The following is a 13,536-nucleotide window of genomic DNA, read 5'->3' on the forward strand; positions in this document are numbered from 1 at the left end:
CGCAGATCGAGGAGATGACATATGACCCAGCGGATCAGGCGCGGGTACGCGGCGGCGGTCGCCGCCGCGGCCGCGCTCACGTTACTCGCCGGCTGCGGCGACTCCGACGAGTCGGATGCGGGCGACCGCAACGACATCACCGTCTGGACGCCACAGACGACCCCGGAACGAGTCGCGGCACAGCAGAAGGTGGCGGCCCGGTTCACCGAGAAGACCGGCATCGCCGTACAGGTCGTACCGCTGGCCGAAGCCGACCAGCGGCAGTCCCTGGTGACCGGCGCCGCCTCCGGCGACGTACCCGACGTGATCCTGCACAGCGCCGCCTCGACGTCCGCCTGGCGCTCCCAGGGGCTGCTGGACACGAAGGCGGCGCAGCAGGTCGTCGACGACCTCGGTGCCGGCACCTTCAACCAGAACGCCCTGACCGCCTTCGGTCTCGACGGCGAGGTCGGTGCCGTGCCGAGCGACGGCTGGGTGCACCTGCTCGTCTACCGCAAGGACCTCTTCCAGGCCGCCGGGGTCCAGGTGCCCAGCAACCTGGCGGAGGTGGCGCAGGCCGCCACCACGATGAAGGCGACCGGGGTGACCGGCATCGCCCTCGGCACCCAGACCGGCACCGCCTCGGGCACCGAGGCGATCTACTCGATGTTCCAGAGTGCCGGCTGCGAGCTCGTCCGCGACGGCACGGTCACGATCGACTCGGCCGAGTGCACCCGGGCGGCCGAACTCTTCAAGACGCTGCGGAACTCCAGCGTGCAGGGGGACTTCGACGTGACCAGCGCGCGGGCGGCGTACCTCGCCGGGCGCGCCTCGATGCTGCTCTTCTCGACCCACATCCTCGACGAGCTGGCCGGCCTGGACCCGGCGAACCCGGCGACCTGCCCGCAGTGCAAGGACGACCCGGCGTTCCTCGCGAAGAACTCCGGCTTCATCACGGTGCTCGACCGCAACCACCCGGCCCAGTACGGTGCGACCCTCGGCTACGGCATCCCGGAGGGCGCCCACACGGCGGAGGCGCAGCAGTACGTCAAGTTCGTGCTGGAGGAGGGGTACGCCGACACGCTCGGCTCGGCGACCGAGGGGCGGATCCCGCTGCGTAACGGGACCGCCGCCGACCCGAACGCCTACCTCGACGCCTGGGGCAAGCTCGGGATCGGCCCGCAGCGGACGAAGTCCGTGGCCGAGCTGTACGGCCCGGAGATGGTCACCGCGATCCGGGACGGTGTGAACGCCATCCGGCTGTGGGGCATGGGAACCAAGGACTCACCCTTGGCCGGCGCGGTCACCGCGGAGGGCACTCTCGCGCAGTTCCTGGAGCGGCTCTACGGCGGAACGCCGCCGGCCGAGGTGACCAAGGCGATGGCCGAGGAGGTCAAGAAGGTTCAAGCCGAGCTGTGAAGACGACGACAGCTCGGACCGCCCGTTGGGAGCGGCTCAGCCGCTCCCAACGGGAGAACCTCAACGGCCAGTTCCTCACCGCCCCGTCGCTGCTGCTGGTCACCCTGGTCGTCCTGCTCCCGTTCGTCCTGGTCGTGGTCTTCGCCCTCTCGGACACGCGGCTGGTCGACATCCCGAGGTTGTCGCCGTCCACCATCGAGTGGAGTCTCGACAACTTCAGGGACGCGGCGCGGTCGGAGGCATTCTGGGACGCGCTCTGGACCACGATCGCCTACGCCACTCTGACCACTGTCGGATCCATCGGGGTCGGCCTGGCCCTCGCCCTGGCCCTGCGGCGCCCGTTCCGGGGGCGCGGGCTGATCCGGGCGCTGCTGCTGATCCCGTACGTGCTGCCGGTCATCGCGGCGGCGATGATCTGGCGCACCATGCTCAACCCGCAGTACGGCATCGTCAACGCGGTGGGCCAGGAGTACCTCGGCTGGCAGAGCCCGATCGGCTTCCTCAGCACCACGTCGGCGGAGCTGGCCGGGGTACCGGTACCGGTGTCGCTGCTCGTCGTCATCTGTTTCGAGATCTGGAAGTCCTTCCCGCTCGCCTTCCTGTTCATCACCGCCCGGTTGCAGAGCGTGCCGGGCGAGATCGAGGAGGCCGGGGCGCTGGACGGGGCCTCCGGCGGGCAGAGCCTGCGCCACCTCGTCCTTCCCCAACTGCGCGGGGTCATCCTGCTCCTGCTGCTGCTGCGCTTCATCTGGTCGTTCCAGAACTTCAACGACGTCTACCTGTTGACCGAGGGTGCCGGCGGCACCCAGGTCATGGCGATCAAGGTCTACACGGAGCTGATCACCAGGGCCGACATCGGCAGCGCCGCGGCGTACGGGCTGCTGATGTCGCTGATCCTGAGCGTGCTGCTCGCCGGCTACGTGCTGCTGTCCCGACGCAGGGAGCCGGTGTGAACGCCAGCGACGCGACGCGGGCCTGCACCACGGCCACGAACCGAGGAGGTTCCCGGTGAGTTCAGCGATGCGGCCGTCACGTCCGGCCACCGTCCTGCGTTGGACCTTCATCGTGGTCGCCCTCGCCTGCAGCGTCGGACCGGTGCTCTACGGGGTACTGCTGTCGCTGCGCCCGTACTCCGCCGCCCTGCTGGATCCGCTCGACATCGTTCCCGGGCTGAGCGAGATCGACCTGTCCAGTTACGTCACGGCGATGAAGGACGAGTCCGCCGGAGGATTCGGGCTGGGCCGGTTCGTGCTCAACTCCCTGCTGGTCGCCCTCGGCACCGTCGTGGTGTCGATCGTCGCGTGCGTCTTCGGGGCGTACGCCGTCGCCCGGCTCCGCTACCGGGGCCGCCGCGTCACCAGCGCGATCATCCTCGGCGTCTACCTCTTCCCGGGCATCGTGCTCGCGGTCCCGAAGTTCGTGATCCTGAGCCGGCTGGGGTTGACCAGGTCGCTGGTCGGGCTGCTCGTCGTCTACGTCGCCGCCACCGTCCCGGTCGCGCTGTACATGATGCGCAACTACTTCCTCGCCCTGCCGGAGAGCGTCGAGGAGGCGGCCCTGCTCGACGGGTGCTCGCTGCCGACGATGCTGCGGAAGGTGGTGTTGCCGATCGCCCTGCCCGGCGTCGTGGCAACGGCCATCTACGTCTTCATGATCGCGTGGAACGAGTACTTCTACGCGCTGCTCTTCCTCGTCCAGGACCGTTCGCTGTGGACCGCGCCCCTCGGCCTCTCCCAGCTCACCGACTTCCAGGTGCCGGTGACCGTGCTCCTGGCCGGCTCCATCGCGGTGACCGTGCCGGTGATCGCCATCTTCTTCCTCGCCCAGCGCTACATCGTCACCGGTCTCACCTCGGGAGCGGACCGGTGAGCCCGGAACGGATGCCGGTGAGCCCGGAAAGAACACCGGTGAGCCCGGAAAGGATACCGGTGACCTCGGAAAGGATGATCGACGTGACAGGCCGGGTGCCGTCGGGAACGCGTCCGTTACGACTGCTCGTACTCGGTGCGGGAGGGCGGGGCGCGCACGCGTACGCCCGGTGGTGCCTGGAGCACCCCACCGAGGCCCAGGTCGTCGCGGTCGCCGACCCCGACCTGGAGCGACGCGACCGGCTGGGCGAGACGCACGCCGTGCCGCACTCCCGACGGTTCACCGGCTGGCGGCAGGCTCTCTCGGCGCCCGGACCGTGGGACGGCGTCATCGTCGCGACACCGGACCGCGACCACGTGGAACCCACACTCCGCGCCCTTGAGCTGGGACGGCACGTCCTGCTGGAGAAGCCGATCGCACCGACGCCGGAGGAGGTACAGCGGATCACGGCCGCGGCCCGGCGCAGCAGCGGCACGGTCACCGTCGCCCACGTGCTCCGCTACACCCCGTTCTTCCGTACTCTTCGCCGCCTGCTCGACGAGGGGCGCATCGGCCAGCTACAGGGCATCTCCCACATCGAGAACGTCGCCTACTGGCACTTCGCACACAGCTACGTACGCGGCAACTGGCACCGCGCCGACCGGTCCAGCCCGATGCTGCTGGCGAAGGCGTGCCACGACATCGACATCCTCCGGTGGCTGGTCGGCGCGCCGTGCGTAGCGGTCGCGTCGTTCGGTGAACGCCGCCACTTCCGGGCCGAGCACGCGCCGAAGGGATCGACGGAACGCTGCACCGACGGCTGTGCCGCAGCCGACACCTGCCCGTACAACGCGGAACGGCTCTACGTCGACCAGCTCGCCACCGTCAACGGGCCACCGGTCACGGTCATCACGAACGACACCAGCGTCGCCGGCCGACGCCACGCCCTGCGGACGACCGACTACGGGCGGTGCGTCTACCGAATGGACAACGACGTCGTCGACCACCAGACGTCGACGCTGCTGTTCGGCAACGGCGTCACGGTCTCGCTGGTGGTCTCCGCGTTCACCGCCCAGAACACCCGCACCCTGGTGCTGATGGGCAGCCACGGGCAGATCACCGCCGACATGGGCTCCGGGCGGATCGAAGTCGCTCCGTTCCTGGAGACGCCGCCCCAGGTGGACGGGCGACGGGCCAACCCGACGTTGGAGGTCGGCGTCGGCGCCCAAGGGGTCACCGAGGAGGTCACCGAAGCCTTCACCGGGCATGGTGGCGGAGACTCCGGACTGATGAGCGACTTCGTGCAGCGGGTCCGGCGCCGGCTGCACGGCGACGAGGTCGGGGACGCCCCGAGCTCGCTGGCGGAGAGCCTGGAGAGTCACCTCGTCGCCTTCGCCGCCGAACGGTCGCGGCGCAACCGCACGGTGGAGGAGCTGTAGGCGATGCAGGATCTTCTCCGCGACCTGGTGGTACGGGTGGCCGGCAGCGCCGACGGCGTACGGGTGGAACGGGTACCGGCCGCCGCCGACGGCACGACGGTCGCCGGGTACGAGTGCCGGGACGGCGTACTCACCCTGCGCGGTTCGGACCCGGTCGCCGCGGCCTCCGCCTTCGGGCAGTACCTGAAGGCGTACGCCGGCCGCCAGGTGACCTGGGACAGCCCGCGCCTCGACCCGCCGCCGACCCCCTGGCCGGCGGCCCCCTCGACCCGGCTGAGCACCCCGTTCCCGATCCGCTACCACCTCAACGCCGTGACCTACGGATATTCGACGGCGTTCTGGGACTGGGACCGCTGGGAGCGGGAGATCGACTGGATGGCGCTGCACGGCGTCACCCACCCGCTCATGCAGGTCGGGCACGAGGCGGTGCTGGCGGAGTTGTACCGGCGGGCCGGACTCGATCCGGCCCGGATCGAGGCGTGGATCGGTAGCGCGGCGCACTTCCCGTGGACCTGGATGGGGAACACCAACTCGTTCGGCGGACCGCTGCCGGCCACCTGGATCGACCGGCACGTCGAGCTGGCGCGCCGGATCCTCGACCGGGAGCGGGCGCTGGGGATGACGCCGGTGCTGCCGATGTTCGGCGGGCACGTGCCGCCGGAACTCGCCGACGCCTCGGCCGGTGAACTCGAATGGCAGGGCTGGCGTACCCCGATCCTCGGGCCGGACAGCTCGCTGTTCGAGCGGCTCGCCGCCGAGTTCCTGGGCATCCAACGCGAGCTCTTCGGCACCGACCACCACTACGCCGTCGACCCGTTCGTCGAGTCCGTGCCGCCGAGCGGGGAGCTCGGCTATCTGGCGTCGGTGGGTCGGGCGGTCCACCGGACGATGGCGGAGCGTGATCCCGAGGCGGTCTGGGTGCTGGCCGGCTGGCCGTTCCACTACCAGCGCGAGTTCTGGACGCCGGACCGGGTACGCGCGTTCCTCTCCGAGGTACCGGCCGAGCGGCTGCTCCTGCTCGACCTCTGGGGCGAGTACGCGCCGATGTGGCGCCGTGACGGCATGTTCGGGCGACGCTGGGTCTGGTGCGCGATCCACAACTTCGGCGGCCGTTTCGCGCTCTTCGGCGACCTGCGCGGGCTGACCCGGGACGTCGACGAGCTGCGGCAACTCCGGCCGTCCGGGCTGGTCGGCATCGGGCTGGCCCCGGAGGCGATCGAGAACAACACCGTCTTCTACGAGTTGGCCACCGACCTTGTCTGGGGCGTACCACCGGTTTCCGGGTGGCTCGACTCGTTCGCCCGGCAGCGGTACGCGACCGCGGACGACGACGTCGTACGGGCGTGGCGGATCCTGGCCGACACGCTGTACGGGCCGGGACGTACCCGCTCCATCCCGTCTCCGGTGATCGCCCGCCCCTGGTCGGCCGGCACGCCTTTCGCGGCGCAGCGCCTCGCCGGCGAGTTCGTCCCGCAGGACGCCGCGCCACGACAACCGTCGACGAACATCGACACCGAGCCACGACAGGATTCGGCGAACATCGACGCCGAGCCGCTGCGGCCGGCGAACATCGACGCGGAGGCGCTGCGGCCGTCGGCGAACATCGACGCGGAGAACGACCCGATGGTGCTCGGCGCCCTGCCACGGATCGCCCGTGCCGCGCGCCTGCTGCTGCGGCGGGCGACCGAGGTGACCGTCCGGGATCCGCTGGAACGCGACGTCGCCGAGCTGGTCGGCCACGTGCTGGCGCAGGGCGCCCGGGTGCACATCCGCGGCATCGTGGCGGCCTTCGCCGAGCGGGATCCGGCGACGGTCCTGGCGCATCTCGCCCGGTTCCGGAACGATCTGCTCGACCTCGACGAACTCGCCGGTACCCGGGTGGAGTCCCGGGTCGGGCACTGGATCGCCGCCGCCCGCGCCTGGGGCGGGTCGCCGGCCGAGGCCGACGTGATGGAGCGGGACGCCCGCAGCCTCGTCTCGGTCTGGGGACACCAGTCGAGCGGGCTGCACGACTACTCCGGACGCCACTGGTCCGGCCTCGTCCGGGACTACTACCTGCCCCGCTGGGAGTTGTGGGGCACCTGGCTGGCCGAGGCGGCACGAACCGGACGGGAGCCGGACGTCGGCGTCCTGCGGGCTCGCATCGTCGCGCACGAGGAATCCTGGCGGAACTCCCTGGGCGGCTACTCCGCCGAGCCTGCCGGAAACACCCGCGACGTCGCGGCACGGATCCTCGACCGGCTCGGTCACTGACCTCCGTGACCGGGGACCCGACGTACGGGTCACGACGAACTGCGGCTGGAACTCCGGCTCCCCCCGACCGAGCCGGGCCCGCCGTCCTGAGGTACGGGAGCGCGCGCCTCCGGCCCGGACTACCCTTCCGGCTGTGCCCGGTTACGCATGGCTCAGCCTGACCACCGACTACGGCCTCTCCGACGGGTTCGTGGCCGCCTGTCACGGGGTGGTCGGCCGGATCGCCCCGGCCGTCCGGGTGATCGACGTCAGCCATCTGGTCCCGCCCGGGGACGTCGCCCGCGGCGCCACCGTACTGGCCCAGACCGTGGGACACCTGCCGCCGGCGGTACACGTGGCGGTGGTCGATCCGGGTGTGGGGACCGCGCGGCGCGGCGTCGCGTTGCGTACCCCCGGCGGCCTGCTGGTCGGGCCGGACAACGGGCTGCTCCCCCGGGCCGGGGGCGTACTCGGCGGCATCGTCGAGGCGGTGGAGCTGACCAGCGCGGAATGGTTTCCCGACCCGTCCCGCACCTTCCACGGCCGGGACGTCTTCGCCCCGGCCGCCGCCCGGTTCGCGCTCGGCGCACCCCTGACCGACGCCGGCCCGGCCGTCGACCCCGCAACCCTGGTACGGCTCCCCGAGCCGGTGCTGGTGGAGGGCGACGGCTGGCTGGAGGCCGAGGTGCTGACCGTCGACCATTTCGGCAACGTCCAGCTCTCCGCCCCCGGCTCGGCACTGCGGCACCTCGGTCCGGTGGTCCGGATCGGTGCGCGCCGCGCGGTCCGGGGCGGCACCTTCGGGGATGCCCCGACCGGTGGACTCGTCGTCTATCCGGACTCGGCCGACCACCTGGCGGTGGCGGTGAACGGGGGCCGCGCCGACGAACTCCTCGGGGTCACCCCGGGCGACGTGCTGCGGCTGGAGTGAGGGCCACGCCGACCGGCGCCGACCCGGCCCACGCATCGCCCGCGTCGAGCCCCCGGACAGCACCGGGAATCGGCCGGTGGAGCCGAAAAGGATGACAAAACTGTCTACTGTGCCCGCGCCGGGCTGCTGTGAAATGCTTACCGCGTGGGGAAACAAACGATCGATGTCGCCGCCTGCCCATGCTGCGCGCACCGGACCGGCGGCGGCACCTGTCCGGTCTGCTTCTGGACCGACGACGGTTCCACCGACCAGAATGCCGGCACCGCCCGGGGCGGCCCCAACGGTGAGCTGAGCCTGTCAGACGCCCGGCTCAACTACGCCATCTACGGCGCGAGCCACCCGCGTTACCAGGACGCGGTCCGCCAGCCCCGTCCCGAGGAGTTGCCCTGACCCTGGGTGGGCGGCGGTAGGACGCGGCTCCGCCTCCACGCCGCCGTCCCCCGAGGGGCACGCCTCGGCGACCGGCCACCCACAGCCCACCCCTTCGGGAACACCTTCGTCTCCCCTCACGGCTCCGAACGACCGCGCGGCGACTCCGAACGGCCGCGTAGCGCACTCCGGATGCCGCGCGGCGCTCCGGACGTCCGGCGGCGGCGTGAGCGCGACCGTCCAGCTCACGACCTGCGGGCGGGGATCGGCGCGTGCGCCGTCGGCGGGCGTACGGCGGGAGGAGGATGGACGGGTGCCCGAAGGCGACACCGTGTGGAACACCGCCCGTGCACTGCACCGTGCCCTGGCCGGTGACCGGCTGACCGCCACCGACTTCCGGGTACCGCGACTCGCCACCGTCGACCTGACCGGCGCGACCGTGCTGGAGTCGGCCGCCCGGGGCAAGCACCTGCTGCTCCGGCTACGTGTCCCGGGCAGCGCACGGCAGCCGACCGGCAGCCCAGACGGCGCAGCGCAACCGAGCGGCGGTCCGGACGGCGAGCGGCAGCTCACCCTGCACTCCCACCTGCGGATGGACGGAGCCTGGCGGGCGTACGCCCCGGGGGAGCGCTGGGCGGCCCGCCCCGCGCACACCATCCGGGTGGTGCTGCGTACCGCCGACGCGGTGGCGGTCGGCTACCACCTGCACGATCTTGCCCTGGTCCCGACCGCCGAGGAACCGTCGCTGATCGGGCACCTCGGGCCCGACCTCCTCGGGGAGGACTGGGACCCGGCCGAGGCGGTACGCCGGCTCGCCGCCCAGCCGGCCCGGAGCATCGCCGAGGCACTGCTCGACCAGACCAATCTCGCCGGGATCGGCAACCTCTACAAGTCCGAGCTGCTGTTCCTGCGCGGTGTTTCGCCGTGGACGCCGGTCCGGGAGGTGCCGGACCTGCCGGGCCTGGTGGCGCTGGCGCACCGGCTGCTGATGGCGAACCGGGGGCGGTGGACGCAGAGCACCACCGGGTCGCTGCACCGGGGCCGGACCAGCTACGTCTACGGCCGCCGGGCCGAGCCGTGCCGCCGATGCGGCTCGACGATCCGGAAGCGGGAGCAGGACGAGCGGGTCACCTACTGGTGCCCGGTCTGCCAGCCCGAGCCCGGCCGGCGCCTCCCCGCCGGCCCCGGTCACCCCACGCACTGAACCCTTTTCGGCCTGAACCGCGCGGCGCTCGCGCCGCGCGTTCGACCTCGCGGTCCACCGGACCGCAAGGGGAGGTGGAAAGGTTCATCGATCAGCCGCACCCCACCCCAGGACCGTTGGCGGTGCGGACCCGGACGCCGCCGCCGTGTGCCGACCGGCGCCTGCCCGGCCCGACCATCCCGGGCAGACGGTGAACCCCCGATCGACGGTGCGCGGCGATGGCCGGACGACGCCGTCGTGTGCCAATCCGAAGTCGAGGCACTCTCACCAGGCTGGCGACCGTATCCAACACTGGCCGTAAGCGGTTGACTGCTTACGGATCGTCAGCAGCTCTCTCGGCAGGTCGGGTCGGACCGGTCGCGGATCTCGGCGCTGGCGGACGGAGCGATCCGGTCGAGCTGATCTTCCCGGGGAAGGGGTGCGGTCATGTTCAGGAGGTTCGCGGCAAGCCGGGCGGCCCGGGCGGAGCAGGCCAGGCGGCAGGGCGGGAACAGCGGGGAGACCGGCACCGGCCGGGCCGGTACGGTGGTGCCGGCCGCCCGGACCAGCGCCGATCCGCTGCCGGCGGCCGCCCTCGACCCGGCCGCCCCACCGGACTACTTCGGCTTCGTGCCGAACTTCGCGTACAGTCCGCTGCCGGTCTGCGGCGCCGACGGGCGGGTGGCGCCGGGCACCGGGATCCGGAAGTTCGTCACCTCGCTGCCCCGGCCCGGCGACACCCCCAACGAGTCGGGCAACCGGATCCCGGTCGCGGTGCCGGACACCATTACCTATCCGGGCTGCGACTACTACGAGATCGGCGTGCAGGAGTACCACCAGCGACTGCACCCCGACCTGCCGCCGACCCGGCTGCGCGGTTACCGGCAGCTCAACAACGGGACCGACGACACCGGGCACAACACCGTGGCCCCGCCGGCCCGGCCGTACCATCTCGGGCCGCTGATCCTGGCGCAGCGGGACCGTCCGGTCCGGGTCAAGTACGTCAACCGGCTGCCGGTCGGCGAGGCCGGCGCACTCTTCCTGCCGGTGGATCCGACCCTGCCGGGCGCCGGTACGGGTCCGCTCGGCGACACCGAGCGCTATCCGCAGAACCGGTCCGCGGTGCACCTGCACGGCGGGCGTACCCCGTGGATCAGCAACGGCGGCCCGGCGCAGTGGACGACCCCGGCCGGCGAGTCGACCTCGTACCCGCGCGGCGCCGGCTACGCCAGCGTGCCGGACATGCCCGACCCCGGCGCCGGGGCCACCACCGCCTACTACCCCAACCAGCAGAGCGGTCGGCTGCTCTGGTTCCACGACCAGGCGGAGGGGATCGCCCGACTCACCGTCTATTCCGGACAGGTCGGCCTCTACCGGCTGGACGATCCGGTGCAGCGGCAACTCGTCGACGACGGCGTGCTGCCGGCCGAGGAGATCGTGCTGGTGCTCCAGGACAAGACCTTCGTACCGGACGGGACCCAGCTCGCCGCCGAGGACCCGACCTGGGACGTGGCCCGCTGGGGCGGCCCGGGCAGCCTCTGGTTCCCGCACGTCTACATGCCGAGCCAGAATCCCTACAACGAGTCGGGGACGAACCCGATGGGCCGGTGGGACTACGGGCCCTGGTTCTGGCCGCCGTTCACCGGGATCACCCACGGGGCGGCGCCGAACCCGTACTACGACCCGGCCAACCGGCCGTGGGAGCCGCCGGTCCAGCCCGGCACCCCCGCCCCGTCGGCGGTGCCGGACGCGTTCCTGGACACCCCGCTGGTCAACGGTGCCGCCTATCCCTACCTGCGGTTGCGGCCGGCGGCGTACCGGTTCCGAATCCTCAACGCCTGCAACGACCGCAGCCTGAACCTCCAGCTCTACTACGCGGCCTCGAACGCGCCGATGTGGCATCCGGACGGTACCCTGCGCGACGGCGGCGCCGGCGAGGTGCCGATGGTCGCGGCCCGGCCGAACCCGGACTTCCCGCCGGCCTGGCCGACCGACGGCCGGTGCGGCGGGGTCCCCGACCCGAACGCGGCCGGACCGGACTGGATCCAGATCGGCTCCGAGGGCGGACTGCTGCCTGCGGTGGCGGTGCTGCCCAGCCAGCCGATCAACTACCAGTACAACCGGCGCGACGTGACGGTGCTCAACGTGACCGAGCACGCCCTGCTGCTCGCCCCCGGCGAACGCGCCGACGTGGTCGTCGACTTCTCGTCCGTGCCACCGGGGTCGAACCTGATCCTCTACAACGACTGTCCGGCCCCGATGCCGGGCTTCGACCCGCGCAACGACCACTACACCGGCGCCCCGGACCGGACCTCGTCGGGCGGGCCGCCGACCACCCGCCCCGGTTACGGCCCGAACACCCGAACCCTGATGCAGATCCAGGTGGTCGGCACGCCGGCCCCGCCGTTCGACACCGACCGGCTCCGGGACGCGCTTCCCCGGGCGTACGGGCAGAGCCAGCCCCCGCCGATCGTGCCGCAGAAGGCGTACGACGAGGCGTTCGGCACCGCCACGCCCCGGAACACGTACGTCCCGATCGACGACACCTCGATCACCTTCACCCCGTACGGCGGGGGGACGCCGGTGACCCTGCCGCTGCGGCCCAAGGCGATCGTGGCCGACTTCGACCCCGAGTACGGCCGGATGAACTTCCTGCTCGGCACCGAGCTGCCGAAGACCAGCTCGCTGATCCAGACCACCATCCCGCTGACCCGGATCGACCCGCCGACCGAGGTGCTGCTCCCCTCCGACCCGGCCGCCCCGGTCGGCTCCCCCGGCGACAACACCCAGCTCTGGAAGATCACCCACAACGGGATGGACACCCAGTCCATCCACTTCCACCACGTCAACGTCCAGCTCGTCAACCGGGTCGGCCGGGACGGGGCGATCAAGCCACCGGAGCCGAACGAGGTCGGCTGGAAGGACACCGTCCGGATGAACCCGTTCGAGGCGACGGTGGTGGCGATCCGGCCGACGTTGCCCGAGCCGCTGCCGTTCACCGTCCCGGACAGCACCCGGCTGCACGACCCCACCCGACCGGCCGGGACGTCGGACGGGTACACCCAGGTCAACCCGGAGACCGGCGAGCCGGCCGCGGTGACCAACCGGGTGCACAACTTCGGTTGGGAGTACGTCTGGCACTGCCAGCTACTCGGCCACGCCGATGCCCAGATGGCCCGGCCGATGGTGCTGCGGTTCTCGCCGGCCGCGCCGACCGGGCTCGCCGCCAGGCCGGAACCCGGCTCCGCGACCGTGCTCCCGGCGATCGTGCTGGCCTGGACGGACAACTCCCGGCCGCCGGCCGGCACCGGTACGGCAGCGCCGCCGGCCACCGGCAGCCTGGTGCAGCGGGCCACCGACGCCGATTTCACCCGGGACTCGCGCACCTTCGCCGTCCCGGCCGGCGACAACCGGTACGTCGACTCGACCGTCGTCCCCGGGCGCACCTACTACTACCGGGTCCGGGCGGAGAACAGCGTCGCCCACTCGGCGTACTCGAACCCGGCCAGCACGATGGTGCAGCTACGGCCGCCGACCGGGCTGGTCGCCACGGTGGCGAGCGGGCCGCCGCTGCGGGTCAACCGGGGCTGGGTGAACCGGTCCTTCGCCACCACGGTGGACCTGCAACGGGCCACCAACCCGACCTTCAGCAGCGGGCTGGTCACCAGCACCGTCCCGGTCACCGGAAGCTGCCCGGACCCACGGGTCGCCCCGGACACCACCTACTACTACCGGGTCCGCACCTGCTATCTCGGCGCCACGTCACCGTGGTCGAACGTCTCCACCGTGGTCACCCCGCCGGTGCCGGCGGTCCCGACCGACCTCGCGGTGACGCTCGACGGTGTGGCCGGCGGTCAGCACGGGGTCAGCGTGGTGCTGAGCTGGGCCGTACCGCTGACCTGCGTGGTCGGCGGATTCAGACTGCACCGGGCCACCGACTCCGGCTTCACCACCGGGGTGGCGACGTTGCCGGTGCCGGGCGCGGCCCGCTCGTTCACCGACACCGGGCTGGCCCGCGACACCGTCTACCACTACCGCATCCAGGCCGGCAACGCCGCCGGCACCTCCGTGGTCAGCCGCTCGGTCTCGATCCGTACGCCGGCCTGACGCCTCACCGGCCCGGCCCGGTGGCAGGA

9 protein-coding genes are annotated in these 13,536 nt (G+C 72.0%); all 9 read left to right on the top strand.

Annotated elements, in window-relative coordinates; translation table 11 throughout:
- Positions 1-21 precede the first annotated feature (21 nt).
- The 9 genes from ACQEVC_RS44350 to ACQEVC_RS44390 all read left to right on the top strand — a co-directional run bounded on the left by ACQEVC_RS44350 (position 22) and on the right by ACQEVC_RS44390 (position 13,507).
- Positions 22-1,398, top strand: coding sequence for an ABC transporter substrate-binding protein (locus ACQEVC_RS44350; RefSeq protein ID WP_432890502.1), 1,377 nt, complete (start codon positions 22-24; stop codon positions 1,396-1,398).
- Positions 1,395-2,351 (top strand): carbohydrate ABC transporter permease, encoded by a 957-nt coding sequence (locus tag ACQEVC_RS44355; RefSeq protein WP_432890505.1) that lies wholly within the window; start codon positions 1,395-1,397, stop codon positions 2,349-2,351. The genes ACQEVC_RS44350 and ACQEVC_RS44355 overlap by 4 nt, the downstream gene beginning before the upstream one ends.
- Positions 2,352-2,406: 55 nt before the next feature.
- Positions 2,407-3,267 (top strand): carbohydrate ABC transporter permease, encoded by an 861-nt coding sequence (locus ACQEVC_RS44360; RefSeq protein ID WP_432890508.1) that lies wholly within the window; start codon positions 2,407-2,409, stop codon positions 3,265-3,267.
- Between the two features lie 74 nt (positions 3,268-3,341).
- Positions 3,342-4,685, top strand: coding sequence for a Gfo/Idh/MocA family protein (locus tag ACQEVC_RS44365; protein ID WP_432890511.1), 1,344 nt, complete (start codon positions 3,342-3,344; stop codon positions 4,683-4,685).
- Between the two features lie 3 nt (positions 4,686-4,688).
- Positions 4,689-6,938, top strand: a complete 2,250-nt coding sequence (locus tag ACQEVC_RS44370) for an alpha-N-acetylglucosaminidase TIM-barrel domain-containing protein (RefSeq protein WP_432890513.1) — start codon at positions 4,689-4,691, stop codon at positions 6,936-6,938.
- A 133-nt stretch (positions 6,939-7,071) separates the two neighbouring features.
- On the top strand, positions 7,072-7,848 hold the full coding sequence (locus ACQEVC_RS44375; RefSeq protein ID WP_432890516.1) for an SAM hydrolase/SAM-dependent halogenase family protein: 777 nt from the start codon (positions 7,072-7,074) through the stop codon (positions 7,846-7,848).
- 144 nt (positions 7,849-7,992) lie between these two features.
- Entirely contained in the window at positions 7,993-8,238 is a 246-nt protein-coding gene (locus ACQEVC_RS44380) for a CPCC family cysteine-rich protein (protein ID WP_432890518.1), read from the top strand.
- A 292-nt stretch (positions 8,239-8,530) separates the two neighbouring features.
- Positions 8,531-9,421: a DNA-formamidopyrimidine glycosylase family protein gene (locus ACQEVC_RS44385; protein ID WP_432890521.1), complete on the top strand. Its 891-nt coding sequence runs from the start codon at positions 8,531-8,533 to the stop codon at positions 9,419-9,421.
- Between the two features lie 426 nt (positions 9,422-9,847).
- Positions 9,848-13,507, top strand: coding sequence for a multicopper oxidase domain-containing protein (locus ACQEVC_RS44390; RefSeq protein ID WP_432890522.1), 3,660 nt, complete (start codon positions 9,848-9,850; stop codon positions 13,505-13,507).
- The last annotated feature ends 29 nt before the right edge of the window (positions 13,508-13,536 follow it).

Origin of the sequence: Plantactinospora sp. CA-294935, from assembly GCF_050936445.1 — a bacterium.
Lineage (GTDB): Bacteria > Actinomycetota > Actinomycetes > Mycobacteriales > Micromonosporaceae > Plantactinospora.